This is a genomic window from Dyadobacter jejuensis (assembly GCF_003149085.1).
Lineage (GTDB): Bacteria > Bacteroidota > Bacteroidia > Cytophagales > Spirosomataceae > Dyadobacter > Dyadobacter jejuensis.
In genome coordinates, this window is the sequence record NZ_QGDT01000001.1 from 284,561 (window position 1) to 311,477 (window position 26,917).

At 49.5% G+C, this 26,917-nt stretch carries 19 protein-coding genes; 6 read left to right on the forward strand and 13 right to left on the reverse strand.

Annotated features, from left to right (window positions below; genetic code table 11):
* The first annotated feature begins 40 nt into the window (after positions 1-40).
* From argB to CLV98_RS01310, 6 genes are all read left to right on the forward strand, one after another.
* Positions 41-829: an acetylglutamate kinase gene (gene argB, locus CLV98_RS01285; protein ID WP_109673014.1), complete on the forward strand. Its 789-nt coding sequence runs from the start codon at positions 41-43 to the stop codon at positions 827-829.
* Positions 830-988: 159 nt separating this feature from the next.
* Complete coding sequence (locus tag CLV98_RS01290) at positions 989-2,266, forward strand: cytochrome c (RefSeq protein ID WP_229203154.1); 1,278 nt, start codon at positions 989-991, stop codon at positions 2,264-2,266.
* A gap of 22 nt (positions 2,267-2,288) precedes the next feature.
* Positions 2,289-5,627 carry a VCBS repeat-containing protein gene (locus CLV98_RS01295; protein ID WP_229203155.1) on the forward strand — a complete coding sequence of 1,113 codons (3,339 nt, stop codon included), beginning with the start codon at positions 2,289-2,291 and terminating at the stop codon, positions 5,625-5,627.
* Positions 5,624-6,967 (forward strand): vanadium-dependent haloperoxidase, encoded by a 1,344-nt coding sequence (locus CLV98_RS01300; RefSeq protein WP_109672148.1) that lies wholly within the window; start codon positions 5,624-5,626, stop codon positions 6,965-6,967. Before CLV98_RS01295 ends, CLV98_RS01300 begins: the two co-directional genes overlap by 4 nt.
* A gap of 238 nt (positions 6,968-7,205) precedes the next feature.
* Positions 7,206-10,562 (forward strand): SusC/RagA family TonB-linked outer membrane protein, encoded by a 3,357-nt coding sequence (locus CLV98_RS01305; RefSeq protein ID WP_109672150.1) that lies wholly within the window; start codon positions 7,206-7,208, stop codon positions 10,560-10,562.
* A gap of 35 nt (positions 10,563-10,597) precedes the next feature.
* Complete coding sequence (locus CLV98_RS01310; RefSeq protein ID WP_109672151.1) at positions 10,598-12,295, forward strand: SusD/RagB family nutrient-binding outer membrane lipoprotein; 1,698 nt, start codon at positions 10,598-10,600, stop codon at positions 12,293-12,295.
* 66 nt (positions 12,296-12,361) lie between these two features.
* Here CLV98_RS01310 and CLV98_RS01315 read toward each other — a convergent pair whose 3' ends face one another.
* The 13 genes from CLV98_RS01315 to ndhC are packed head-to-tail and all read right to left on the reverse strand — an operon-like array spanning position 12,362 to position 26,890.
* Positions 12,362-13,819: an NADH-quinone oxidoreductase subunit N gene (locus CLV98_RS01315; RefSeq protein WP_109672153.1), complete on the reverse strand. Its 1,458-nt coding sequence runs from the start codon at positions 13,817-13,819 to the stop codon at positions 12,362-12,364.
* Complete coding sequence (nuoM, locus tag CLV98_RS01320; RefSeq protein ID WP_109672155.1) at positions 13,809-15,326, reverse strand: NADH-quinone oxidoreductase subunit M; 1,518 nt, start codon at positions 15,324-15,326, stop codon at positions 13,809-13,811. The genes CLV98_RS01315 and nuoM overlap by 11 nt, the downstream gene beginning before the upstream one ends.
* On the reverse strand, positions 15,323-17,206 hold the full coding sequence (gene nuoL / locus CLV98_RS01325; RefSeq protein ID WP_109672156.1) for an NADH-quinone oxidoreductase subunit L: 1,884 nt from the start codon (positions 17,204-17,206) through the stop codon (positions 15,323-15,325). Before nuoL ends, nuoM begins: the two co-directional genes overlap by 4 nt.
* A gap of 21 nt (positions 17,207-17,227) precedes the next feature.
* A complete protein-coding gene (gene nuoK, locus CLV98_RS01330) occupies positions 17,228-17,536 on the reverse strand; it encodes an NADH-quinone oxidoreductase subunit NuoK (protein WP_109672158.1) in 309 nt (102 codons plus the stop codon).
* Positions 17,533-18,066 carry an NADH-quinone oxidoreductase subunit J gene (nuoJ, locus tag CLV98_RS01335; RefSeq protein WP_109672159.1) on the reverse strand — a complete coding sequence of 178 codons (534 nt, stop codon included), beginning with the start codon at positions 18,064-18,066 and terminating at the stop codon, positions 17,533-17,535. The genes nuoK and nuoJ overlap by 4 nt, the downstream gene beginning before the upstream one ends.
* A 2-nt stretch (positions 18,067-18,068) precedes the next feature.
* On the reverse strand, positions 18,069-18,584 hold the full coding sequence (gene nuoI / locus CLV98_RS01340; protein ID WP_109672161.1) for an NADH-quinone oxidoreductase subunit NuoI: 516 nt from the start codon (positions 18,582-18,584) through the stop codon (positions 18,069-18,071).
* A 12-nt stretch (positions 18,585-18,596) separates the two neighbouring features.
* Entirely contained in the window at positions 18,597-19,550 is a 954-nt protein-coding gene (nuoH, locus tag CLV98_RS01345) for an NADH-quinone oxidoreductase subunit NuoH (RefSeq protein ID WP_109672162.1), read from the reverse strand.
* Positions 19,547-22,243 (reverse strand): NADH-quinone oxidoreductase subunit NuoG, encoded by a 2,697-nt coding sequence (gene nuoG / locus CLV98_RS01350; RefSeq protein WP_109672164.1) that lies wholly within the window; start codon positions 22,241-22,243, stop codon positions 19,547-19,549. Before nuoG ends, nuoH begins: the two co-directional genes overlap by 4 nt.
* Positions 22,244-22,249: 6 nt before the next feature.
* Positions 22,250-23,518 carry an NADH-quinone oxidoreductase subunit NuoF gene (gene nuoF / locus CLV98_RS01355; RefSeq protein ID WP_109672165.1) on the reverse strand — a complete coding sequence of 423 codons (1,269 nt, stop codon included), beginning with the start codon at positions 23,516-23,518 and terminating at the stop codon, positions 22,250-22,252.
* A 4-nt stretch (positions 23,519-23,522) separates the two neighbouring features.
* Positions 23,523-24,002 (reverse strand): NADH-quinone oxidoreductase subunit NuoE, encoded by a 480-nt coding sequence (gene nuoE / locus CLV98_RS01360; RefSeq protein WP_229203156.1) that lies wholly within the window; start codon positions 24,000-24,002, stop codon positions 23,523-23,525.
* Between the two features lie 19 nt (positions 24,003-24,021).
* The gene (gene nuoC / locus CLV98_RS01365; protein WP_310588696.1) at positions 24,022-25,932 is read right to left on the reverse strand and encodes an NADH-quinone oxidoreductase subunit C/D; all 1,911 of its coding nucleotides are present in this window, start codon (positions 25,930-25,932) and stop codon (positions 24,022-24,024) included.
* Positions 25,821-26,459, reverse strand: coding sequence for an NADH-quinone oxidoreductase subunit B (locus tag CLV98_RS01370; RefSeq protein ID WP_109672169.1), 639 nt, complete (start codon positions 26,457-26,459; stop codon positions 25,821-25,823). Before CLV98_RS01370 ends, nuoC begins: the two co-directional genes overlap by 112 nt.
* The gene (gene ndhC, locus CLV98_RS01375; RefSeq protein WP_109672170.1) at positions 26,456-26,890 is read right to left on the reverse strand and encodes an NADH-quinone oxidoreductase subunit A; all 435 of its coding nucleotides are present in this window, start codon (positions 26,888-26,890) and stop codon (positions 26,456-26,458) included. Before ndhC ends, CLV98_RS01370 begins: the two co-directional genes overlap by 4 nt.
* Between the last annotated feature and the right edge of the window lie 27 nt (positions 26,891-26,917).

Genomic DNA, 26,917 nt, shown 5'->3' on the forward strand with positions numbered 1-26,917 from the left:
TTAGCCCTTAAAAATAAATTTGGAACAATTATTTATGACCATGCGTACCCAATTAAGCGTAGTAAAGATAGGAGGCAATATCATCGACAATCCGGAGGCATGTAGCCGATTCCTGCAGGACTTTTCGAAAGTGAAAGGCCCCAAAATATTAATACATGGGGGCGGGAAGGTAGCGACGCAAGTGGCTGCATCCCTCCAGATTGAGACAAAAATGGTAGATGGCCGCAGAATCACCGATAAGCCCATGCTCGACGTGGTGACCATGGTATATGGTGGCTTGGTCAATAAGAATTTGGTCGCTCAGCTGCAGTCGTTAGGCACCAACGCCATAGGGCTTACAGGGGCCGACGGAGGTATTATTCGCTCCGTAAAGCGCCCCGTCAAAAGCCTCGACTATGGCTTCGTGGGGGATATTGTTGCCGTGGATGGGAAGCAAATTGAGCAGATGATTGCCAGTGGGCTCGTACCCGTTATCGCTCCATTGACGTATAGCAACGAAGGTTTGTTGCTGAATACCAATGCCGATACCATGGCCTCTGCAACGGCTGTGGCGCTGTCGACTTATTTTGATACTAATCTCCTATATTGTTTTGAGAAAAAAGGCGTATTGGCAGATCCTGACGACGACGATTCCGTACTGGAAAGCCTCACCCCACCTACCTATACAGCCTACAAAGCCAAGGGTAGCATTAATAAAGGGATGATTCCTAAGCTCGATAATGCCTTCGCCGCATTGACCGATGGGGTGGGTAAAGTCACCATTTGTCACGCTAATGATTTGGCTCAGGCCGTTTTAGGAAATGCCGGTACGGTAGTGACTTTGGACTAAGAACCTCGACCAAGGAACGACAAGATTAGCAAGGATACTTTTTAATTTTTTTTTAAAATTAAAATACTATTAAGTATATTAGGGTTAAAATCTTCAGAAAACCCCATGTCGAGTCGAAGTAGCCTTCTTTTCTTGTTGTTATTTTTATCGGGAAATGCGATGTCCCAAAAGGTCCCCGATTTCTATAAGGATGTACAGCCCATCATTCATGCCAATTGTGTGCCTTGCCATAGGGCAGGAGAGGCGGCGCCATTTCCGTTGGTGAGCTATGAAGATGTTCATAAGCGGACCAAATTTATCAAGAAGGTGGTCAGTTCGCGGTACATGCCGCCCTGGAAAGCCGACCAACATTATAATGAATTTGCCAACGACCGCTCCCTGACGGAGTCGGAGATCGGGACGCTGATGGCATGGATAGACGGGGGCGCACCCAAGGGTAAGGTGGACCTTAAAGCAGAAAACGCTATTAGGGCCAGGGTCGATGCCGGCACGGCCTACAAGCGTAAGCCCGATTTGACCCTACGAATGAAAGACGCTTTTGTAGTGAAAGGGGATGGGACAGAGCGCTTTGTGATGTTTAAGATCCCCTTCGATATTGCCTCGGAGGCCAATGTAGAGGCCATAGAGTTTACTTCGAACAATAAGAAATTGGTGCATCATGCCAACTTCGCCATTCACCCCGTTAGCGATCCCGCTATCGACTTGCATGATACGGGCACGGTAGTGGACCTAAGCGGTCCCGACGCCGACCGGTATTATGAATGGGTGAAGTACAAAAAAGATATGACCTATTATGGGGGCTGGATCCCCGGGGCTACAGTAGAAACCTACCCTATAGACATGGGCTGGGTAATGCCTAAACGGGGGGTCATCCTGCTGACGGTCCATTTTGGGCCCTCTTCCCTCGATGCTGAAAGCTTGAATGGGATTAATGTTTTCTTTAAGGACAGCCCCATTAAGCGGAAGGTAAAAGTGATAAGCCTCGGGTCGGGAGGTATTGGTGAAAAGGACATAAGTCCTCCACTCATGATCTTTGCCAATGAGGTCATGTCGTTCCGACTGCGCATCGCCAACAACCAGCCCGACGTTTCTCTGTTGTACGCTTGGCCGCATATGCACCAGTTGGGGAAGGAATTTAAGGCCTATGCTACCACCGCCGCCGGCGATACCATACGGTTGGTACATATCCCGGCTTGGGATTTTCGTTGGCAGGAAATCTATAAATATAAAAAGCCCCTTTTACTTCCTAAAGGCGCTGTGGTACATATAGAGGCGAGCTATGACAATACGACTGCCAACCCGATGAACCCCCATAGCCCTCCAGAGCTGGTGATGTCGACGGGCAATATGCGCAGCGACCAGGAGATGATGACCCTCATGCTGATGTATGTGGAGCGCGATCCTGACGACGATAACCTGGTATTTCAGTGGCAATAATTTTAGGACTAAACCATCTTATATGAGAATACTTGTACTCTTTATTTTCCTTTTTTCTGTAGGTTACCGGCTTAAGTCCCAGCCGCTTTTTACTAAGCTGAGGACCGAAGCTACAGGCCTCGACTTCGTCAATAAGATCGAAGAATCCGATTCCCTGCATATATTTCTTTACGAATATTTGTACAATGGGAATGGTATAGGCGTCGGCGATTTTAATAGCGACGGGAAGCCCGATGTCTTTTTGTCGGGCAATACCGTGGCTAGCAAATTGTTTTTGAACCAGTCAGAAAATGGGACAATAGCCTTTAAAGACGTAACCAAGAAGGCCAAGGTGGATGGGAATGGGCGCTGGGCCACAGGAGTGAGCGTGGCCGATGTGAATGGGGATGGACTCCTGGATATCTATGTATGTCATTCGGGGTTTTATAAGAAACTCTCCGATAAGAATAACCTGCTCTATATCAATCAGGGATTGAAAAAGGGGGTCCCGGTATTTAAAGAAATGGCCGTGGAAGCGGGCCTTCAGGCCACCGGTTCCCAGTCCACCCAGGCCGCTTTTTTCGACTACGATCGAGATGGGGACCTAGATATGTTTTTACTCAACCATTCCAACCACAGTGTCAATCCTTTTCTGAATACCAAGGAGATGAGGAGTACGCCGAACCCCTATTTTGGCAACCGACTCTTCGAGAATATTAGTGCAGGCTCCAAGCTCCAGTTTAAGGATGTTACCGCACATTCGGGTATTGTCAATAATGCCCTCAATTTTGGACTAAGCGTCATAGTCGCCGACATTAATCAGGATGGTTGGCCCGACCTGTATACCACCAGCGACTATACGGAGGTGGATTGCTACTACGTCAACAACCGCGATGGGACCTTTACGGAGTCGCTTAAGAAGTCGTTTTCGCATGTCTCAAAGTTTTCGATGGGGGCCGATGTGGGGGATTTTAATAATGATGGCCTCCCCGACGTGTTCACCTTGGACATGCTTCCGGAGGACAATCGACGCCAGAAACTCTTAAAGGGGCCCGATATGTACGATCAATATCATTTGTTGCTCGACAGCGGTTATTACCACCAGAACATGCGGAATATGCTGCATCTGAACCAGGGAATGGATGCGCAAGGGCAGGTACGGTTTAGCGAAATAGGGCAGATGGTAGGTATCTCAAATACCGACTGGAGCTGGGCCGGTCTGATGGCCGACTTTGATAATGACGGCTGGAAAGACCTGTTGGTTACCAATGGATATTTAAGAGACTTTACCAATATGGATTTTCTTAAATATACCGTTTCCGACGAGCAGTTAAAAGCCGTTGCCCAGGGCAATCTTAATTTTAAGACCTACGATTTGGTAAAAAAGATGCCTTCCAATAAGCTGAGGAGTTATTTGTATCATAATCGGCAAGGAGAGAACGGGGAGTTGTTATTCGAGGATGTCTCCCAGAAATGGGGTTTCGATACCGAACAGGTGTCTAATGCCGCAGCCTATGCCGATTTCGATGGGGATGGAGATCTAGACTTGCTCATTTCCAATATCAATGAGCTCGTGTCGGTCTATCAAAATAGCGCCACCCAGAAATCAATCGTTCTGACCCTACAAGGGGAGGGAGCCAATACCCAAGCCTATGGCACCAAGGCCTGGGTGTATGCCCATGGGGGAGCTCAATATGCCGAACTCTATCCCGTAAGGGGCTATCAGTCGACAGTAACCAGTCATTTGCATTTTGGCTTAGGCACGGCTACCAAAGCCGACTCTATACGGATCCTTTGGCCCTCCCAAAAACAAACCCTGCTATATGATGTGAGCCAAACGCGGCTTACGTTAAGTGAAAAAGAAGGCAAATCCTTGCCCACTAACGCCAAGCCAGCCCCCGTGGCCTTGGTAAAGGAGCTTCAGCCACGAGAACTGGGTTTGGATTTTATCCATCAGGAAAACGACTTTGTAGATTTTAAAGTGGAAGTACTCTTGCCTTACCAACTTTCAAAATTCGGGCCTGCCCTGGCCAAAGCCGATGTAAACGGAGATGGGCTCGAAGATGTGTTCTTTGGAGGGGCTGCCCATCAGTTTGGCGTACTCTATTTGCAGCTATCAGATGGGCGGTTTATGGCTAACGAACAGCAGCCATGGCGTGCTCATGTGGGGGCTGAGGAGGTCGATGCCTTGTTTTTTGATGCCAACGGGGACGGCCGCCCCGACCTGTATGTGGTGAGTGGAGGAAGTGAGTACGAAGACCAGGCCGCCGAATATCGCGATCATCTGTATATTAATAGGGGGCAGGGGAATTGGAAAGAGGAGATATTGGCCTTGCCTGCTATGAAAAGCCCCAAAGAATGTATCACCACCGCCGATATAGACGGGGATGGTGACCTCGACCTCTTCGTAGGGGGGCGTGCTATTCCGGGGGCCTTCCCTATGGCGGCTAGGAGCTATATACTTCGCAACGACAGCGATGAAAGCCACATTCGCTTTACCGATGTTACGGAAGCTTGGAGCCCCGCCCTTATGACTCCGGGTATGGTGACAGGCGCACAGTTTGTAAGGCTCGACTCCGATACCCTCCCCGACCTGATTCTTAGCGGGGACTGGATGAAAATTAGGACTTTTAAAAATACGGGAACCGCCATGGAGGAAATAGAGGCTACAGCCCTCCATGATACCGAGGGGCTTTGGGCCATGCTGGAACCCGTAGACATCGACGGGGATGGAGACCTGGATTTTGTTGTAGGCAATCTGGGACGTAACAACCAGTTTGCGGCTAGCATCGAAAAACCCATGGTCCTTTATTACGACGATTTCGACTCCAATGGACTGGTGGACCCCATCATGACTTATTTTATAGGGGAAACGAGCTTTCCAATGCTCTCCAGAGACGAGCTGCTGGACCAGATACCCGCCCTAAAAAAGAAATATACTACCTACCAATCTTTTGCTGATGCTACTATCGATTCCATTTTTGGACGCCAAGCCGTAGCCGATGCCCCGCGATTGGTATGTAAGACGCTGTCGAGTATCATTATAGAAAATAAAGGCGATTTTAATTTTGAGATTCATCAGTTGCCAGCCATGGCCCAGCTTTCCCGAATTAGTGGAATAGTGCCCTATGATGTGGATGGAGACCAGCGCCTCGATTTGTTTTTGGCGGGGAATTTTATGCCGTTGAGGGTACAGCTAGGCCCTTGCGATGCTTCTGTAGGTAATGTGCTGAAGCAAATAGCCCCGTTCCAGTTCGAAGCCCTTCCTTCCTCCCAATCGGGCTTTTGGGCGGGGGGAGATGTCCGGAGCATGATCGGCCTGGGGAGGAGAATCCTTGTCGGAAGAAATGACGACCAACCACTATTATTTGAAATCAAATGACAAAACCATCTATCAACTTAGGACTGCAGCTACCCCGTTGTATTGGCGTGATAGGGCTACTTTTGGCCTTCGTTACGGTGGGAAAGGCCCAGGGTCAAGGCGGTACCGCTCTGATGCACCGGGCAGAGAAGAACTTGACAAGGACCATTGTGAGAGATATTTTTTCTCCTCCAGTGGCTAGTCGGGTTTATCTGTATGCCAATGTAGCCGCTTATGAAGTGTTGGTGCTTGGAGATACATCCTACCATAGCCTGCAAGGGCAGATCGGCGGGTTTCCCGCCATAGAGCCTCCCGAGCAGACGGTCGACCTCCCTTTGGCCGCTTTATACGCTTTTTGGAAGACAGGGGCCGCCTTGGTTTTTTCAGAAAAGATACTCGATGATAGCCTCCAGGTAATCCTGAAGGAAAGGGTGGTACCCGACTCTGTTACCTATGCCCACTCTATACGATTCGGCGAGCGGGTGAGTCGGGCCATTTTGGAATGGGCCTCTAGCGATTTTTATGCCGAAACGCGTAAAAAAAGACGATACCGCTATGCCAAGCAGCCAGGGAAATGGACCCCCACTCCTCCGGCCTATATGGATGCTATAGAGCCTAACTGGAACATGATCAGGCCGGTGGCCCTCGATTCGGCTAGCCAGTTTAAGCCTGCGCCTCCTCCGGCCTTTAGCCTCGACACTACCAGCCGTTTTATGCAAGAGGTGTATGAGGTGTACCGGGTTACCCAGCGGTTGGACCCAGAGCAGGTAGCAGTGGCCAGCTTTTGGGATTGTAATCCATTTTTCCTAAATACCCAAGGGCATTTGAATTTTGCTACTAAAAAGCTTTCCCCTGGAGGACATTGGATGTCTATAGCTGGGCAGGTGGCCCAGTCCGCTCATTTGGGTTGGACGGCCACGAGCGCTACCTATTTGATGACCTCCATCGCCTTATTCGATGGTTTTATAAGCTGTTGGGACGAAAAATACCGGAGTCAGTTGATCAGGCCCGAAACCTTTATTAATGCGCATATCGACGAATCGTGGCGGCCTGCATTGCAAACGCCCCCTTTTCCTGAGTATACGAGTGGGCATAGTGTCATATCTACCGCGGCAGCCGTTGTGCTTACCGCCCTTATTGGCGACGACCATGCATTTGACGACCATACCGAAGTGGAGTATGGGCTACCCGTTAGGAGCTTTACCTCCTTCCGACATGCTTGCAATGAAGCGGCCATAAGTCGGCTGTATGGAGGTATTCATTACCGCTCGGCTATTGAGCAGGGGCAGTTGCAAGGGGATTTGGTAGGACGGCAAGTTTTAGAAAAAATTCGACTAAAATCGAATATTTCTTTAAACTGAAGGGGCGTAAAATGCCTTTATTTTGGTTTTTGGGCAGTTTTGCTTGGTGGGTTTCATCTTAAGAATAAATATTTATTAAGTTTTTTTAATAACTATTAAATCTATGTTAAATAAAATACATATATTTGGTACTTCATTATAATGAATGCCAAATATTGGGCAATCTGCCCCTAATACCTTTTTAAATATTTGTATTCTAACTTTAAACACCCAATTTTTTTAACTAACCAGGATTACCATGAGACAAAAGTTTACAACTTTATTAGGTCTGGTATCACTTTTTGTACTTCTATTAGGAAGTACCTGGAGTATGGCCCAAGACAAAAAGACCGTCAGTGGGACGGTGCTTGATGAGGAGCAAAATCCTCTACCCGGCGTGTCGTACCTCGTAAAGGGTACGAATAATGGCGGAGCTACGGATGTGAATGGTAAGTTCACTGTATCGATAGGTTCCAGCTCAGCCGTAATGGTATTTTCGTCTATCGGATATGTTACCAAGGAGGTAGCAGTAGGAAATGCCAGTATACTCACCGTTAACTTGGCGGAAGATCTAAAAACCCTTAACGAAGTAGTAGTAACTGGTTTTGGTATGGCTACCGAAACTCGGAAATTGACGTATTCGGCCCAAACCGTAGAAGGGAAGGATCTGACCCGTACCAATAATGCCAACTTGGTGAATGCCCTACAAGGTAAAGTAGCCGGGGTGATGATCAACCAAGGTGCCAGCGGTCCTATGTCCTCTTCTCGGATTCGGATTCGTGGTAATGCTTCCTTGAGCTCTAATACTCAGCCTCTATTCGTGGTAGATGGAGTATTGATACGTCCTGGTACTACCGGGGCCGATTCTTGGGGTGGAGCGCAGGATTTCGGAAATATTATGAAGAACATCAACCCCGATAATATCGAGTCGATGAGCGTATTGAAGGGTTCCGCTGCGAGTTCTTTGTATGGTTCTGAGGCTTTGAATGGGGTGGTGTTGATTCAGACCAAAAAAGGTCGTGAAACCAAAGGTTTGGGAGTTTCCTATAACCATTCCTCTTCTTTTGAAAAGGCTTATCGGATCGTCGACTTACAGAACCAATTTGGTGCTGGTTTGAGTCCTACATTTGAAAAAGACGCCAATGGTGTGGATATGGTAGACGCCAATAACTGGTTCTACTCTTATGGTCCTGAGTTCAATGGGCAGCAAGTGAAAGATTTGGATGGACGTATGATAGAATGGAAGGCCAATGACCCTATTAGCTTTTTCAACACGGGTAAGTACATCAACCATAATATTGCTGTAGATGGTGGTAACGAGCGCTCGAGCTTCCGGGTATCTTACTCCAATCTGTTCAATTCGTCGGTGATGCCCTCAGGGACGGAAATGAAAAGGAATAACTTTAACATTCGTGCGACCCAGAAAATTGGTAAAATTATCGATTTGGATGTAAGCGCCGATTATACCAGCAACAATTTGCTGAATCCTACTAACCAAGGTAGTAGCTATAACCCGGTTTTCAAATTTGTGTATTATCGTCCCCGTAGTTTGGATATCGACTATTGGATGAATAATTACATAGATCCTAACGTAGGAGGCCGTAGAAGGGGTGCGAATGATCCCTATAGCCTCACCGACTTTATGTGGGAGATCAATGAAAGGAAGAGAATGCGTAACGAGAAAATTTTCCGTGGTAACATCGACCTTAAAGCTCAGATCACTCCTTGGCTGACGGGTTTACTTCGTAGTAACTTGCAGAACGAGATCTATACGGGTGAATATCTGAAACGTGGTGATAACGCACTTTTCTCGGGCAATGATGAATACAGTACGTATGCAACCAACAATAACCAATACCGGGTACAAGGGTTGTTTACTGCCAACAAGAGCTTCGGTTCCGACTTTGAGACGAGCTTGACCGTGGGGGGAGAGACCAACAAAATCAATGGTGGACGTCAGTTTACCAATGGAACTAGTGGTGGCCTTAGAATTCCTGAAGTCTATTCTCTTTCCAATTCTATCAACGTAGCTTCTTCTAGTGCTAGCTTAATACCTTCCAAAAGAACGGATGCAGTGTACGCTTATGGAGATGTTACCTACAAAGGCTTGCTTACTTTGAATGCCAGCTACAGGAGAGACTGGACTTCTACCTTGACTTATAAAAATGGAACTGGCGATTGGTCTTACGATTACCCTTCTGTGGGTCTGTCATGGATCGCCACAGAGTCCTTTAAGGATACACCCAATTGGTTAAGCTTCGGTAAGGTTCGTGCCAGCTTTGGTTATACAGGTGGTGATACCGACGCATGGTCTACCAACAGAACGGGTATATACAATCCTTCAGGAAATTATACCTTGCCAGATGGTTCAGTACTTCCATCCTACGGTTTCCGCGACAGAACTTTGCCAAATGCTAATTTGAAAAACCGTTTGGCACGTGAGATAGAATTTGGTACCGATATTCGGTTCTTCAAAAACCGTTTAGGTATTGACTTTACTTTCTACAATAAATTGACGACTAATGAGATCTTGACGGTAAGTGTACCTTCGGAGTCGGGCTTAACGGGTCGTATTATCAATGCGGGTAAGATTAGAAACCGGGGTATAGAGATATTATTGACGGCTAATCCTATCAAAACGGATAAGTTTAACTGGAATACTACTTTCAACTTCTCTAGAAATAGAAACAAGATTCTTGAATTGGTAGACGGAGTGGATAGCTATGAGCTAAGCTTGGCCTTTGGTGCGGATGTACGCTCGATTGCCCGAGTGGGTGGCGACTACGGTACCATTTCCTCATCGTATGCCTATGCCTTATACCAAGCCAAAGATGCAAGCGGAGCCGAAATTAGCAGCCCATCCAATGGACAGCGGGTAATTGGGGCGTCTAGTAATGCTACCGACGGCTACCCTACTTACTTACGGAGCGGTTCTTATGGACAGGGTTCAAGAGACCTAGGAACCATGCTTGAGAAATTCTTATTGAGTAACTCTAACTCGGTTTCTTATGGCGATTTCAATCTGTCGGTACAGGTAGATGCGAAAATTGGTGGTTTGATGGCCTCTGGTACGCACCAATATGGCTCGAGCAACGGTAGCTTGAAAAACAGCTTACCGGGTAGAAATGCAGCCCTTGGTGGAGTTACCTTTACCGATGCCGCCGGAAATACCCGCGATGATGGTATTATCCCCGAAGGTGTGTTGGCCGACGGATATAAAGTGAATGTGGACGGAACGGATATCGACCTAGGAGGCATGCAGTATTCTGAGGCCGTAGCCAACGGATACCTTACTCCGATACCAGCCTATGCCTATTATGAAAACTTGACCCAATGGGGATCAGGAATTCGTGAGTACTCTGTTTTTGAAAACTCATGGGTTTCTCTACGCGAAGTTTCTGTAGGGTATACGGTTCCTGCCAATATCATCAACAAGTACAAAATTCAATCGCTACGTGTAGGATTGGTAGGACGTAACCTGACTTACCTCTATATGACTGCCAAGGACGGTATAAACCCGGAAGGTCTTAAGAGTAACCGTGCCGGTGAATTTGCTGAATACGGAGGGGCGCCTTTCACAAGAAACCTTGGTTTTTCTATTAACGTAGGCTTCTGATTTGTGCAATCCATAATATTTGAAAGAAAATTCATATGAAAACATTTAATAAAATAATATTTTCAACTTCCCTACTCTTGTTAGGGGGGCTGACGGCTTGTGACAAACAAGACTTTGTGGACATTAACGTGGATCCCGATGCCTTGTCGAGCATACCACCCGAAAACCAGTTTTTGAATGCTTCCCGTGGAATTCATGGTCAAGATTTTGAGGCGTTCTACGACTTCTATACCCGAATTATGCCTTGGATGCAATATGCCACCGGTGTTAACGGGAACCAAGGTGCTTTCACCACCAACATGTCGAATTTTTCGTCGCGGTATGGTGCCTTGTATAGCAACGGAGCCCAGCTTTACGATATAGAGAAACTGGTAGAAAGAATGGAGGCCGACGTGCAGCCACGCTACGTACATATGATTCGCATTGCTAGAATCTTAAAGGCCTATTATGCCTTTTATGTATCGGATATCTATGGCAGCATTCCCTATTCAGAGGCCTTTCAGGCACGTTACGGAGGCACCTTAACCCCAGCATATGATACCCAGCAGGCGTTATTTGCTAGGCTCGACGCTGAGATCAAGGAAGCCGTTTCGGTATTGAAACAGACTCAATCGGCTCCTCAGGTAACCCTAGGAGACTATGATGGCTATTATAACGGTAGCAGCACGCAATGGGTGAAAGCAGGAAATGCCCTTCGACTAAAAATCGCCCTAAGACAGATCAAGGTCGATCCTTCTACGGCTACTAGCATCATCAATGAGATCGTGGCCATGCCCGAAACCGACCTGATGACTACCCAAGCCGATGGATGGGTGTTTACTGCCAACCAGTCGTTTACTTCTGGAGGTAACTGGAACCCAGCTAGCCTCAGGGCCACTAAGCCTATGGTCGATTTTATGTATGAAAATAAAGATCCACGACTCGACGCTTTCGTGGCTCCCAATACTTATACTCAGGCCAATATCGATTTGCTGATTGCCGACAACCAACTGCCCGCGGGTACTACCGAAGCTTCACGCCGGTACCTAGGGAGCTTCACCAGCCCCGATCAGGCGAGTAGTCCAGCCATTAAGGCGCAATACTATGCAACCAGAACGGTACGCTCCGGCGACCTTTCTATCGTGGTCGATACCTTGAGCTATTTGCAGCCTCGCTTATTCCGCCCATCGGAAACGGACGCAAATGGTGTTGTGGGTAGCGGGCTGGTATTTATACCCGTTATTACCTATTCTGAGTATTGCTTTATGCGTGCCGAGATCGCGGCTCGTGGAATAGGCTCAGGAACCAAAGATTGGTACGAAAAAGGTGTGAAAAGCTCTATTGACTGGTATGATATGATCGGAATCGATTCGAAACTGACCAACTATACTCCAGTGAAAGAAGCGGAGGTAGAGGCTTATATGCAGATGCCGGCAGTAGCCTTCGACGCATCCAAGGCCTTGGATCAGATAGCCTCACAAGCCTATCTGCATTTCTTAAAGCAACCTGCTGAAGGTTGGGCACTTTGGAAACGTACCGGATTCCCCAATGCCACCTCGTCGGTAATGTTGCCTGTACTTACCAATAATAACGCCGTATTGACCCTGCCACGCAGAGCTCCCTTGTCGTTATTGAACGAAAATGACCAGAACTATACCAACCAAAAGGCGGCTTACGATGCCATGGCTACTTTGCCAGGCTTCGGTAAGGATCCTCAGGATGCGACTGGTAGAGTATGGTGGGATAAACCATAAGGAAATAGACTTTCATAATTTGTCTTAATTATCTTAAAGAGGCAGGCCAGTTGGTCTGTCTCTTTTTTAATATACGCTGGTTGTACCGCCCATTTGTAAGTCTTTCAAATAGCCTATCAAAGACTCGGGAAAAACTCCCAATCCTAAGATAAACAGTGCCAACAAGGATAGCATGACCAGGCTGAGGACCAAGAAATAAGGGAAGGCGGTCTTTGGTAATGCCCCCGTGGTAGTCCCCCCTTTCAATAAGCTGTTGATGACCCGTAAATAATAGTAAATACCCAGAATGCTACCTAGTACGAGTACCAAAGCCAGGGCCCAATAATTATTTTGAATGGCGGCAGCCAATAGATAAAATTTGCCAGTGAAGCCTACCGTGAGGGGGATACCGGCCAGCGATAGCATGGCCAGTCCAAGGATGCTAGCTTGTAAGGGGCTTTGCCAAAAAAGTGAGGTGTAAGAGGCCAATTCTTCCGCCTCTTCGGTGCCATCGGAGCGTACGGCCATAATGCCGAATGCAGCCAAAGTGCTGATCAGATACGCCGACAAATAAAAACTCATGGCAGGGAGTGAAAGAGGACTATTGGGGACAAAGGCAACGAGCAGGTACCCAAAATGGGCAATAGAGGAATAAGCGAGTAAGCGTTTCAAATTCTTTTGTTGAAGCGCCAAAATATTCCCTAGCAGAATAGATACCATCGCCAGAACGACCAAGCTGGCACTCAGTACATGGAACCGAAGTCCATCAATACTAGTCAGGAACCGAAAGGTAACGGCCAGCACTCCGCCCTTCGAGGCCGTGGCTATGAAGGCGGTAACAGGCAGCGGTGCTCCTTGGTATACATCGGCCGCCCACATATGAAAGGGTACTATGGCGAGTTTGAAGCCTATGCCTACCATCATCATGCCTATTCCGAGTAGGAATAGTGCCGGTAGGTCGGTTTCTAATGCTAAGGAATGGGCGATAAGCGAAAAGGACATGGAGCCAGTTTGGACATATATAAGGGCCATACCGAATAATAGAAAGGCAGAAGAAAAGGCGGCTAAAATAAGGTACTTAATGCCTGCTTCAATGGCTCGCTGCCGGGATCTCAAGTAGGCGATGAGCGCATAAAGTCCTATTGTAAGAATCTCCAGACCTAGGAATAGAGACACGAAGTGCTGGCTAACGGCGAGTATACAGGCTCCCAACGTGCAAAGAAATAGGAGGACATAATACTCCTTTGGTCCTTCTTCTTTGCCTTCGAAATATACATAAGAAATAATATTGACGACTAAGGCGGAGAAGACGATAAGCGCCATCATATAAACCCCAAAGGAGTCTATCAGAAGGAGCGGAGCTATGGCATAGGGTAAGGTTACTGGGATTAAGAAAAGGGAAAGGAAAGAGGTAAGGAACAGGAATAAGCTTGCCATTTGGATGACTCTATGGCTTTGGTTGGCCACAATGAGCATCATGACCAGCACGGCAGCGATGGAGAGAATCAGCAGGGGAAGCAAAGCAAGGAAATCATTAGGGGCCATAATGGTGCTGGGATGTGGTGTCAGGCTTGATATCCATAAGCTTCACCAGTTGGACAATGGCCGGTTTGGCCGTATTAATAATGGGTTGAGGGTATATGCCAAGCCATAGAATGGAGAGCGCCAAAGCAGCCATCATCCATCTTTCTCTGACCGTAAAATCGGGCAGCTCCCCATACCGCTCTTGAGGTCCAAGAAATATTTTCTGTACGATTCGTAGGGAATAGAGCGCCGAAAAAATTAGTCCCAATGCAGCCACGACGGTAAGCCAACGACTTTCTTCGAAGGCGCCCATTAAGATCAGGAATTCGGCAATAAAATTACCAAAGCCTGGCAAGCCTAAGGAGGCGAGGGCAAATACCAACCCTAAGGTTCCGAGCTGTGGCATACGGGACCATAGCCCACCCATTTGGTCGATATTGCGGGTATGGAGCCGCTCTTTGAGCATTCCTGCCAATATAAACAAGGCGCCAGTACTTATGGCATGGGTCACCAGCTGCATCACCACACCTTGAAGGGCCAGCTCGTTAAAGGCGAATATTCCTAACACTACAAATCCCATATGGCTGACGCTCGTATAGGCTACCAGTCGTTTAAGGTCCGTTTGGGCGAAGGCCAAAAAGGCTCCGTACAAGATGCCTATAACTCCTAAAACCATGGCAGGCTCAGCCATGGCCTGGGCTTGATCGGGGAACAGGGGTATTACAAATCGGAGTAGACCATAAGCGCCGGTTTTGAGCAGGAGGCCCGCCAAAAGCAAGCTTCCCGCAGTAGGGGCCTCTCCATGGGCATCGGGGAGCCAAGAGTGAAAAGGAAACAAGGGGAGCTTCACCGAAAAGGCTATGGCAAATCCCAACATAAGCCAAAATGCCAGGGAAGGAGGTAGGGTGCTGCCCAACAAATCGAAATAATCGAAGGAATAGACACCGGTATTTTGACCATGGATATAATAAAGGCCCAATATGGCCAGAAACATGAGCAACCCACTGGCTTGGGTAAAGATAAAAAATTTGATGGCGGCGTACTCTCTTTTCTCACTTCCCCAAAGGCTGATTAGGAAATACATGGGGATGAGCATCACCTCCCAAAAGAAGTAGAACATAAACAAGTCCATGGCCATAAATACCCCCGCTACCCCAGCGAGAACCCACAGGAGGTTGAAGTAGTAGAATCCTGTCTTCTCCTGGATCTCATTCCATGAACAGCCTACGGCCAAAATTCCCATAAAGCTTGTGAGAGTGAGCAGGATCAGGCTGAGGCCGTCTATGGCCAAGTGAAAACTAATACCAAATGACGGGATCCAGCTCACCTGAAAGCGTTCTAGCCAGTGGTCGGCTGGAGACTGGATGATCTGTGGATAATGCTGAATCCAAAACAGGAGTCCTACTACGAGGCTGGCACAGGTGGTGATCAGCGCTACCCATCGAGGAGCATGGGGAGAGCGTCTTTCTGCCAAGAGGCTAAGAAGGCCTCCTGCTAGGAGTATAACGATGAGGTATATGAGTGTCATAATAATAGTTGTAAACCGAATAAAATGATGGCTCCCAGTACCATGCCCATGATATACCACCGCAGCGACCCACTCTGTAGGGCCGCCATTCGCTGGTTGAGGGATGTTGTAATATTGGCCATGGCCGAGTAAAGTTGGTCGACTCCATCGGCTTTATTGGCCTTGGTGACCCATAGAAACGGCCTGCTGATGAAGGTTTGGTAAAGCTTGTCGAAGCCCCATCCCGCCAGCCAGAGTCGATGCAGCCGTCTGAACAAAGGTTGATTGGCTAGGTGTCGTAATCGCTTGTTATGGATATAATAATAGGAATAGGCCAGCAAGAGCCCACCAACGGTGGCTACCGTGGCCAATATCTGAAACATCCATTCGGTAGTGGGGTCGGCGCGGAGCTCAGTAAGAGGTAGGGTATGATGTAGAAAATCGGAGAATGGAGTGAAATGGCCAAAATTATGCGGCAGGTCCACAAATCCGATCCAGGTAGAACATACGGCCAGGGCGATGAGCGGGAAGGTGATGGACCACCGGGGGCGGCTGGTTACCTCGGTCTTGAGCGGGCCCCAAAATACCAGTAGTACCATACGGGCGCTATAGGCTGCAGTGATGAATGCCCCCACCCAGGCCATAGACCAAAGCCAGGCTTGGCCATGCCTAGCTCCCCAGGCATACCAGAGGATCTGGTCTTTGCTATAGAAACCGGCAGTGACCAGTGGAATGGCGGCTAGGGACGCCGTGCCAACCATAAAGGTCCAAAATATAATGGGCAGCTTCTTACGGAGTCCGCCCATTCGAAACATGCTGTGTTCATGGTTTACCGACTCAATAATGGCCCCCGCGCCAAGGAAGAGCAGGGCCTTGAAGAAGGCATGGACCATAAAATGAAAAATAGCTGCCGTCCAGGCTCCCACGCCCAGGGCTAGGAACATATAGCCGATCTGGCTGATGGTGGAGTAGGCGAGTACCCTTTTAATATCGTATTGGGTAAGCGCACTGAGGCCAGCCACGAGCAAGGTGATGGCGCCTATCACAGCTATCAACCCTTGAACCGCCGGAGCTAGTTCGAAGAAAACGTACATCCGGGCGATGAGGTATACCCCGGCCGTAACCATGGTGGCGGCATGAATGAGCGCACTAACGGGCGATGGTCCCGCCATAGCGTCGGGCAGCCAGGTTTGTAAGGGGAGCTGTGCCGATTTTCCCAAGGCCCCACCCAGCAGCAGAAATGCTATGAGGGTGGCTTCTTGAGGGTTCTGCTGAAAGATCAGTGGTGCTGCAGTAGATATGTCGACGATATTCAGGCTCTTGCATGCATAGTAGATACAAAAAAGCCCTATGGCCAAGGCGGTATCACCTATTCTTGTCATGGTAAAGGCCTTCCGGGCCGCATGGCCATTTGCGGGGTTTTCATACCAAAAGCCTATTAACAGGTAACTACACAGGCCTACCCCTTCCCAGCCTAAGTAGAGCAACAGGAGGTTGTCGGCCAGGACCAAGACGAGCATAGCAAAAACAAACAGATTCATACATGCGAAGAAACGGCTGTAATCGGGGTCCTTTTCCATAAACTCGGCCGAATAGAGGTGAATGAGGGCGCCGATCAGGGTGATTACAAAAACGAATACCGCAGCTAGGGCATCCATTCGCAGGGCTATGGCGGGGTGGAAATCGCCTATGTCGATCCAGGTCCAAAGCGTTACCTCATACACCAGGCTAGGATGCAACAGCAACTGTCCCCCAGCATATAGGCCTGCACAAGCCGAAAGTAGTACACTACCAACCCCTATGGCCGCAGTTTGTCTTCGTGACAAACGGGAGCCATAGGATATCAATAGCAGAAATCCGAGTAGGGGCAAGGCCGGTATGATCCAGAGCATCGTTTGCATTGGTTTTTTGTTTAGGTATTGCTAGCCGTTCATCTCTTTTAGATTGTCGATATCCAGCGACTTGTGTAAATGGTAAATCTGAAGGATAAGCGATAACCCAATGGAGACTTCAGCTGCTGCCATGGCCAGTATAAAAATAAACATGACTTGGCCGTCGGGTTGCCCCCAATGGGAGCCTGCGGCTATAAAGGCTAGGCCGGCAGCATTGAGCATGATCTCCACCGACAGGAGCATAAAGAAGATGTTTTTGCGCATCATCACTCCAGCTACTCCTATCGTAAAGAGCAGGCCTGCTAACAAGAGTACGTTATCTATGGAGGCGGTTGTCATGATTCATCGGGTTTATGTTGAAGAAATCGATGGACATTCGTCCTTTTGTGCCTGCCTATATGAGCGGCACCTACCACCGCAGCCATCAGCAGTAAAGCCGCCAGCTGGACGCCTATCATATAGGATTGAAATAGGGATAGGGCTACTGCCTTGGGCTCCACCACGTTATTGATATAGGTTTCCCCTTTAGAAAGGCTTAATGAATATGTGAACTGGACCAGCAAGATCAGGGCCAGTAGACAAGGGCCTATCCATACCTTGGGTTTCAGCCATCGTTTTTCTTGGGTGGCGGTCTCTTGGCCCAAGTTGAGGAGCATAATCACGAAGATGAAAAGCACCATGATGGCCCCGGCATAGATGATGATCTGCAATAGAGCAGCAAAATGAGCGCCCATCAGATAAAAGAGCAAGGCCAAAGAGATAAGCGATACGTTGAGATACAACAGGGCATGAACCGGATAATGCCGGGTAATGACCATCAATGTCGATACCAAGGTAATGGCTGCGGTGATATACCAGGCTGTTGTCATGATTAAGGCAATATTTGATGAATATCTACAGGAGGATTTTCGTTAGTTCCTCCACCTTTGGGTTTGATTCCGGAGTCCACTCCAGCAACTTTATAATAATTATAGCCCGGGTATTTTCCTTGGCTGTCGATGAGCAGGTCTTCTTTTTCATACACCAGGTTCTGACGGTTGTACTCCGCCATCTCGAAGTCGGGGAGTAGCTGAATGGCGTAAGTGGGGCAGGCCTCCTCGCAATACCCGCAGAAGATGCATCTGGAAAAATTGATTCGGAAAAATTCGGGGTAGCGTCGTCCCTGCTCGTCTTCGGTGGCCTGCAAAGAGATGCAGTCTACAGGGCAGGCTGCCGCACATAAGTAGCAGCCGACACAGCGCTCACCCATGTCGGGGTCGCGGGTGAGCACAATGCGCCCCCTCCATCGGGGATGCAAAGGAACCCGCTCCTCGGGGTATTGGATCGTTTCCCTTTTGCTAAATAAATGCAGAAATGTGATGGCCATACTTCTCAATAGACTAAACATAACGATTGTGTTTTAACTGGTGAGTAAGGAAATAGCCCCTGTGACCAGTAAGTTGATCAGGGAGAGGGGTAGCAGGATTTTCCAGCCATATTCTAAGAGTTGGTCGTAACGTGGGCGGGGTAAGGAGGCCCTTAGGAGGATAAAAAGGACGATGAATGCGCTGGTCTTAAGTATGAACCACAGGATAGGAGGGAGTACAGGGCCGAGCCAGCCACCCAAAAATAGCGTGGTGAGCATGGCCGAGATGAGGGTGATGCCTAGGTATTCGCCAATAAAAAACATTCCGAACTTCATTCCCGAATACTCGGCATGAAAACCGGCTACGAGCTCACTCTCGGCTTCGGGGATATCGAAAGGTAGGCGGTGGGTTTCGGCGACTCCAGCAATGAGAAAGATGATAAAACCCAAGGGTTGTGTAAAAATAAACCAATAGTCCTGTTGCGCCAGGACGATGTCGGTCAGGCGGAACGAGCCGGAAAGCATAACGACCCCCATGAGCGATAGGCCCATAAAAACCTCGTAACTGATCATTTGGGCGGCTCCTCGCAGCGCTCCCAATAATGAATACTTGTTGTTAGACGCCCAGCCACCCAACACGATACTGTAAACCCCCATCGACGACATGGCTAGGAAGAATAGCAAGCCTATGTGCAAATCGGCTATGAGTAGGTTAGGCGCAAAGGGTACTACCACAAAGCTAAGCAATACCGTAGCGGCCACAATGGCTGGGGCTACCACGAAGATTCGCTTGTCGGCAAAGGGAGGGATCCAGTCTTCTTTGAAGAATAGCTTGAGGGTGTCGGCCGCTACAATGAATAGGCCCAACGGGCCAGCACGATTAGGGCCACATCGGTCCTGCCATAAGGCCAACAGGCGTCGCTCTACCCAAATGAGTAAGGCGGCTACGCTGGTAAGGGTGAACAATACCAGCACGATCATCAGCAGATAATGGTAGGGCTCGGTCATGGCGTAGTAGGGATTAGGGTACCTTGGGCAGGCCAAGTAATACCGGTAAGTGGGGGGATGTTATAGGGTATGGCGGCACATCCCGCTGGAAGTTCCTGGCCAATTTGTACCGTTAAGGGGTAAGTCTGCTTCCCTATTCGTAAATGAATGTCGACACCGGGTTGGAGGCTTAGTCGTGATGCCTCCTGCTTATTAATAGCAAAATAGGGGGCTGGTGCCAGTTTCGAAATGGCGTCACCGTAGCCGCTGAGCTCCTCCGACCCAAATATATGGGTGATCGGCAGGAGTTCGAAAGTATGGGTTGTCGCATTCTGAATGACAGATTGGCTCTGGTTCACCCCTCCCTTTTTGGTGGGATAAGGAATGGTGCTGGCCATGGCAAATAGATTGACCTCGGCATGTCGGCCTGCTAGGGCACCTCCCACCTCGATTTGGTATTTGTTGAGGGCTTGGTTGGAGTTCCAGCCGGGCGACCAGTAATAAGGGGTCAGGGGAGGTGGTGGGAACCCTCTGGATCCTTCCATAGTAAAGCTAAAAGGGGACAACTCGTCTTGATCGGGGCGGGGTTCACTGACTGCAATATGGGCGAGCATAGCGGTACGGCCACTATACCGATGTGGCTCCCGAGGGATTTTCTGCCCATTCAGCCCAAAGGTAGGAGCATGGGCTCCTATGCCTGCAAACTGTGGTAGGGATGCGGCTAGTTCTTCTAGCAGTGGCGTGGAAGGATAAAGCAGGTCGGGCGTCAGGCCGATTTTGATCTGATAGAGTTCCGTTAACCACTGCCAGGATGGGCGAATGTCCTCATTTTTTGGCATATATACCTGATAAAAAGATTGGACTCTCCCCTCGTTATTGACGAGTGTACCACTGGTTTCGGCAAAGGTGGCTGCCGGTAGGGTAACCGTAGCTTGAGCCGTGGTGGGCTGCTCCAGATGGTCCAATACGATGATATCCTCTAAACTTTCGAAGAACTGGTCGAGTTCTAACGCATCATAATGGCGGTATAGATCATTTTCGAGGACGATGGCCCCACTTATACCGTTTTGTTTCGCCGACTTCATAAGGACTTCCAAGGGCTCGGCCTCCATATAGGCCAGCCCAGCGGAGTTGCAGCTGGGGAGTATAAAGGATAGGCTGGCGTTTTTGTTCTGATGCTTTAGGGCCATCGCAATGGCCCAGGCCGCTTCCAGGATATTATGGCTAATGAGACTGGTTCCCGTCACGATCAGCGGTCTTTCGGCCTTTAAAAGTGCCTCGGCTATATTTCTTAACAGGGTAGGCTCATTTTGGTCGCCTAGCGGGTCGTCGCCAATAGCCTGTGCAAGGTCGAAGCCAAACGCTGCTAGGACATCGGGGTGGTCGTGAAGGGTATAGCTGGCCAATTCGTCTAGTTTGCTGGCGACTGGATAGGCTATATACAAGGGGCCTTTGGTGTCCTGGATGTATTCGCGTTGGGCTACGTCGTGCCAGGCGGGTATATGGGTAGAGGCCGTCTGCTGCAGCGGGATATTCCGAACGGCCTGTCGTATCGACAAGGCCATTCGGGGAGCCGAATGGGTAGGGTCTTCTCCTAGGATCAATACCAGGTCGGCCTGCTCTATTTCTTGCAAAGAAGGTTGATGAATCTGCCCCGAATGAGTCATATGAAGGATCCGTTGGAGGAGGTCGGCTTCTACCTTACTGACCCCTTGGTAGAAGTTTTGATCGCCTACCAGTTTGCGGAGGGCGAAATTGGCCTCTAAGGAGGCCCTTGGCGATCCCACTCCTATCCAGTTTTTTGAAGTCAAAAGGTCCTGTAGGGTCGTGTAAAGTTCTTTACCGCTTACCTGCCTTCCTCTTACATTGGGGTGTTGGATGCGCGAGGGGTGGTTCACAAATTCGTATCCATACCGTCCCCTGTCGCAAAGGAAATAGCCATTTACCGCTTCGTGGTAGCGGTTGGTGATGCTTCGCAGACTACCATATCGTTCTCCGGCAATGATGTTGCACCCTAAGCTGCAATGCTGACAGACAGAAGGCGCCATGGTGAGGTCCCATTTGCGTGTATAATGGGTATGTAAGGTTTTATCCGTAAAAACTCCGGTCGGGCATACCTCCGCCAGGTTACCGCTGAATTCGCTCTCTAAAATTCCTTCTTTGGCCCTGCCAAAATATACGTGGTCGTGGGCTGCAAACACGTCGAGATCTTTGCCGCCGGCATAGTCCTTATAAAAACGCACACAACGGTAGCACTGGATGCAACGGTTCATTTCGTGGTGCACCAGCGGGCCTAAGTATTGGTTGTGGTGGGTGCGCTTGGGGTATTGAAAACGACGGTAGGCATGGCCAGTCATGACGGTCATGTCTTGCAAATGGCAGGATCCTCCTTCATCGCACACGGCACAGTCGTGGGGGTGGTTGGTCATGAGCCATTCTATGTTTTGGGAGCGAAAAGCGCTGGCTTCTGGGTCGGCTACCGATAGGTGCAGACCGTCGCTGACGGGTTCTACGCAGGCCATCACGATCCGACCCCGGGTATCCTTTTCATCTTTAAATACTTTTATGGCGCATTGTCGACAGGCTCCCACGGAGTTGAGGGCCGGGTGCCAGCAAAAATAGGGTAGCTGATAGCCTAAAGACAAACAGGTTTCCAATAGGTTCTTCCCATTTTTTACATCATAAGATTCCTTGTCGATATGTATCTGTGCCATGATTGATTACCTCCACGGGCATTTTTTCTGGGAAATATGACTTTCAAAATCTTCTCTAAAGTACTTGAGGGCACTTTGCAAGGGCTCCATAGCGCCCGGTGCCAGAGCACAAAAGGTACGCCCCGGCCCAAGCTGAATGGTATGCTGTTCGAGGATCTCTAGGTCCTGTATCGTTCCTCGTCCGTCTTCTATGGACCGCAGTATCTTTTCGGTCCATGGTAGGCCTTCTCGGCAGGGGCTACACCACCCACAGGATTCCTGGGCGAAGAAATGTTCCAAGTTATGTACGAAGCCAACGGGACAGGTGCGGTCGTCGAGGACGACCATGGTGCCCGTTCCCAAGCGGCTACCTGCCGAGGCTACAGACTTATAGTCTAAATTGATTTTTAGGTGTTCGGTCACCAGAAAATCGGTGGAGGCTCCGCCTGGTAAGGCCCCTCTGAACCGGTAGCCATCTTGCATGCCCCCTGCGTGATCCTCGAGGAGTTGGTCCATGGGAGTTCCCAGGGGCAGCTCCCAAATCCCGGGTGTCTTTACTCGTCCACTCACTCCATAGAGCTTGGTGCCGGCATCGCCGCTATTGCTCAAGGCCTTAAACCAGTCGGGGCCGTTGTTGACGATATGCGGGACATTGCATAGCGTCTCCACATTATTGACGATAGTAGGCCTGCCAAAGAGTCCGCTAATCTGTGGGAATGGAGGCTTAAGGCGAGGAGTGGCCCTTTTGCCTTCGAGGGCGTTGAGCAAAGCCGTTTCTTCTCCACAGATATAACGCCCCACACCGGTGTGTAGGTGCAGGTGCAGCTGGTAGCCAGTGCTGCCCATGGGGCGTCCCAGATAGCCCGCGTCATAAGCCTCGGCGATGGCTTGCTCTAGCAATCGGGCCGCTTTTTTGTAGGCCCATCGCAGGAAGATAAAGGATACGTTGGCTTGTATGGCATAGGCCGCAATAATCATCCCCTCTATCAGTTGATGGGGGTTCCCTTCCATCAGTAGCCGATCTTTGAAAGTTCCGGGCTCCATTTCGTCGGCGTTGGCGATGAGGTACTTAGTTCCTATATCGGGGTCCATAGGGACGAAACTCCACTTCATCCCGGTGTTAAATCCCGCCCCGCCCCGGCCTTTCAGGTCCGCCTCTTGCACCATGTTGGTAATGTCCTTAGGAGCCATTGTCAGCGCTTTGCGCAGGGCCGAATACCCCCCTACCCGTTCATATTCCTTCAGGTGAAGGGCCGGCCGATTGGGATTGATATATTGGGTAAGGGGCTTTTCCATGGCTTTAGGGGTAGGTGTTGAGGATGGCTTCCAATTGTTCTGGTTTCAAATCGGGATAAGTATCCTGGTCTATCATCAGGGCGGGAGCGTGGTCGCAGGTTCCCAGGCAAGCGTTGGGGAGCAGGGTGAACCGCCCGTCGGGGCTGGTCTCTCCAAATCCTATTTGTAGTTGTCGTTGTAGGCCTTCGTATATTTTTTCGTAACCCATCACATAGCAGCTAATGCTATCGCAAAGTAAGATGACGTGCCGGCCAACAGGCTTTCTGAAGATAAGATTATAAAAGGTCGCTACGCTGTCTAGCTCGGCGGTCGACATCTGTAAGTGCTGCGCTATCAGTTGCAGGCTGTCGTCGGATACCCATCCTCGGTGCTGTTGCACAATTTTGAGCGCTTCTATGCAGGCCGCTTTGGGCATAGGGAGTTTGGCGACTTCCTTTTCGATAGCGGCAATTTCCTGTTCCGATAGTATTGAGTCTATGTGCATCGTTTCCGTGTTTGGTGGTTTATCGGTCAATATCGGCCAATACATAGTCCATACCGCCTAGGATGGACAGTAAGTCGGCCACCGTATAGCCCTGGCTGATATACGGCAGCATTTGCATATGTGGGAAGGAAGGGGTGCGTATCCTTACCCGGTAGGGCATGGTACTTCCATCGCTGATTAGGTAGTAGCTATTGGCACCCTTAGTAGCCTCTATGCAGCTGATGGCCTCCCCCGCCGGGATGACGGGCCCCCAGCTAACATTCAGAAAATGGGTGATCAGGGTTTCAATGTCCTCCATGGTGTTTTTTTTGAGGGGGGGCGTGGTAAGGGGGTGGTCCGATTTGTAGGGTCCTTCAGGCATATTATACAAGCATTGTTCTATAATTCGCAGGCTCTGCCGCATCTCCTCCACCCGTACCAGGGCACGGTCGTAGCAGTCGCCATTGGTGGCGGTGGGGATGTCAAAATCGAAGTTTTCGTAGCCAGAATAGGGCCTTTTCTTCCTAAAGTCCCACTCCATACCACAGGCACGAAGTCCGGGCCCTGTTACCCCCCATTCAATGGCTTCTTGGCGGGTGTAGATCCCTATGCCTACCGTTCGGGCCTTAAAGAGCGCATTACGCATCACCAGTTGATCGTATTCTTTGAGGCGTTTGGGGAAATAGGAGAGGAAATCGCTGATTAAAATATTCCATCCTAGGGGCAAATCCTGAGCTACGCCACCTATCCGAAACCAGTTGGGGTGCATACGGGCTCCGCAAATGGCCTCTATGATGTCGAAGATCTTTTCCCTGTCGGTAAACATGTAAAAAACCGGCGAGAGCTGACCCAGGTCTTGGGCAAAGGTTCCATACCATACCAGGTGGCTGGCGATCCGGAATAGCTCACAGAGCATCACCCTGATGACGGCCACCCGCTGGGGGACCTCTATGCCTGCAAGTTCTTCTACGGCCAACAAATAAGCGAGGTTGTTCATCACGCCCCCCAGATAGTCGACCCTGTCGGTATAGGGAATGTAGGTATGCCATGATTGCCGTTCTCCCATTTTTTCGGCCCCACGGTGGTGAAATCCTATATCGGGAATGGCGTCTACAATCTCTTCGCCCTCCAGCTGAAGGATAATACGCAACACACCATGGGTGCCAGGGTGCTGTGGGCCTAGGTTCAAAAACATGAAGTCGGCATCTTCCCCTCGTTTTTTCATTCCCCATTCTTCGGGGATAAACTGTAGGGCTTCTTGCTCCCGGTCTTGTTTTTCGTCCCATAGCCTGAAGGGGCCCATTTCGGTGGCTCGAGCGGGATGTTCCTTTCGCAAAGGATGTCCCTCCCAGGTAAGGGGCATTAGCAGGCGACGTAGATGGGGATGGCCTTCGAAGCGAATGCCGAAAAGATCGTACACTTCCCTTTCGTACCAATTGGCATTTTCCCAAAGAGAGGTGATAGAAGGCATCTGGGGGAAATCTCCCTGCAAAGCCACTTTGATGCGTACAAACGCGTTGCGGCTGTAGGAGAAAAGGTGGTAAACGAGGGTGAAATCGGCGTGTGTTGTTCGGTGGGCTACGAAGGCACCCCGGCTGCGCTCGTCTATGGCCGTCAGGTCATAGAGGAAATGGAAGGGCTGCCTGATGGTATGCTTTAGGTGACTGAGTACCTGCTGTAGGAGTTCTTTTTTTACCCAAAATGTTGGGCAAGACTTGGGCCTATTGGACGGAGCGGCCTGGACCCCTTCTCCAAATAGGGTGCTAAGTGATAATTCCAAGTCCGAATCTGTTTCCATGGCTGTGTGGAGGTTAGGTCTCCTTATAGGGCTGTGGGGCCTTAGATGGAGTCGGGTGTGCGTATGTCGGTCCAGTTTTTCCGCTCTGCTCTTTTCTCCTCTTTCATGTTTCGCTGTTCCGGTTTTATGATTCCCTGAGGGCCAATGGCCCAGCTCAAGGGGCGTTGTTCTTTTCCTACGGTGTCGGCCAGGAGCATAAGCCCTTGTAAGAAGGCGTCGGGTCGGGGAGGGCAGCCCGGTACGTACAGGTCCACAGGCAGAAATTTATCCACTCCCTGTACCACACTGTATATATCGTACATGCCCCCAGAGTTAGCGCAGGAACCCATAGAAATAACCCATTTAGGTTCCATCATTTGTTCATGCAATCTTTTGATGATAGGGGCCATTTTGACGAATACAGTCCCTGCCACGACCATCACGTCGGACTCGCGCGGTGTACCGCGTATAACCTCCGCGCCAAAGCGGGCTACGTCGTATTTGCTGGTAAGGCTGGTGGCCATCTCTACAAAGCAGCAAGATAGCCCGAAATGAAAGGGCCATATCGAGTTCTTCCGGCCCCAGGCTACCAGATCCTGTACGGTTGTCAGCAGGATACTTTGCTCGAGTGAATCGACTGTCGATCCCGTCCCACCGATGGTTTTGGCGGGTTCGGTAGGTTGGGTTAGCCACCAGTTCATAGCTCAGGTTGGTTAAGGATTCGTTTCTTATAGGCTTTCAATATCCGTTTTCCATTAGGGCCAAAGTCGAGGGCTCCTATGCGCCATTCGTAGAGTAAAACGGCGAAAAGCAGACCTATAAATACGGAGATTCCCACATAGCCTGCCCATCCAAGCTCCTTAAAAGCAAGGGCCCATAACACTATAAAAACCACTTCAAGGTCGAAAATGACGAAGAGCATCGCCACTAGGTAAAACTGGGCAGAAAACCGCAACCGGGCTGTGCCCGTGGGCAGAATGCCCGACTCATATGGCTGGCCCACGGCTCGGCTACGGTTCTGTTGTCCCAGGAAGTAGGATAACGTGAGTATGAATGTCAATAATACGCCCACTAATAGGGCATAAATCCAGAAGCTCCAGTCGGGAGTTAAGGCAGTGTGTGTATAGGGCATAGCTTTCCGTATTTAAAAAATAAAACC

Bases quoted from the DNA above. Each gene is read 5' to 3' on its own strand.
- nuoG (WP_109672164.1), bottom strand. From the start codon at position 22,243: ATGGCACAGATACATATCGACAAGGAATCTTATGATGTAAAAAATGGG.
- CLV98_RS01315 (WP_109672153.1), bottom strand. From the start codon at position 13,819: ATGGCCCCTAATGATTTCCTTGCTTTGCTTCCCCTGCTGATTCTCTCC.
- CLV98_RS01295 (WP_229203155.1), top strand. From the start codon at position 2,289: ATGAGAATACTTGTACTCTTTATTTTCCTTTTTTCTGTAGGTTACCGG.
- nuoH (WP_109672162.1), bottom strand. From the start codon at position 19,550: ATGACCGAGCCCTACCATTATCTGCTGATGATCGTGCTGGTATTGTTC.
- nuoI (WP_109672161.1), bottom strand. From the start codon at position 18,584: ATGTTTAGTCTATTGAGAAGTATGGCCATCACATTTCTGCATTTATTT.
- ndhC (WP_109672170.1), bottom strand. From the start codon at position 26,890: ATGCCCTATACACACACTGCCTTAACTCCCGACTGGAGCTTCTGGATT.
- CLV98_RS01290 (WP_229203154.1), top strand. From the start codon at position 989: ATGTCCCAAAAGGTCCCCGATTTCTATAAGGATGTACAGCCCATCATT.
- nuoM (WP_109672155.1), bottom strand. From the start codon at position 15,326: ATGACACTCATATACCTCATCGTTATACTCCTAGCAGGAGGCCTTCTT.
- nuoJ (WP_109672159.1), bottom strand. From the start codon at position 18,066: ATGACAACAGCCTGGTATATCACCGCAGCCATTACCTTGGTATCGACA.
- nuoF (WP_109672165.1), bottom strand. From the start codon at position 23,518: ATGGAAAAGCCCCTTACCCAATATATCAATCCCAATCGGCCGGCCCTT.
- nuoK (WP_109672158.1), bottom strand. From the start codon at position 17,536: ATGACAACCGCCTCCATAGATAACGTACTCTTGTTAGCAGGCCTGCTC.
- argB (WP_109673014.1), top strand. From the start codon at position 41: ATGCGTACCCAATTAAGCGTAGTAAAGATAGGAGGCAATATCATCGAC.
- nuoE (WP_229203156.1), bottom strand. From the start codon at position 24,002: ATGCACATAGACTCAATACTATCGGAACAGGAAATTGCCGCTATCGAA.
- CLV98_RS01300 (WP_109672148.1), top strand. From the start codon at position 5,624: ATGACAAAACCATCTATCAACTTAGGACTGCAGCTACCCCGTTGTATT.
- CLV98_RS01370 (WP_109672169.1), bottom strand. From the start codon at position 26,459: ATGAACTGGTGGCTAACCCAACCTACCGAACCCGCCAAAACCATCGGT.
- CLV98_RS01310 (WP_109672151.1), top strand. From the start codon at position 10,598: ATGAAAACATTTAATAAAATAATATTTTCAACTTCCCTACTCTTGTTA.
- CLV98_RS01305 (WP_109672150.1), top strand. From the start codon at position 7,206: ATGAGACAAAAGTTTACAACTTTATTAGGTCTGGTATCACTTTTTGTA.
- nuoL (WP_109672156.1), bottom strand. From the start codon at position 17,206: ATGCAAACGATGCTCTGGATCATACCGGCCTTGCCCCTACTCGGATTT.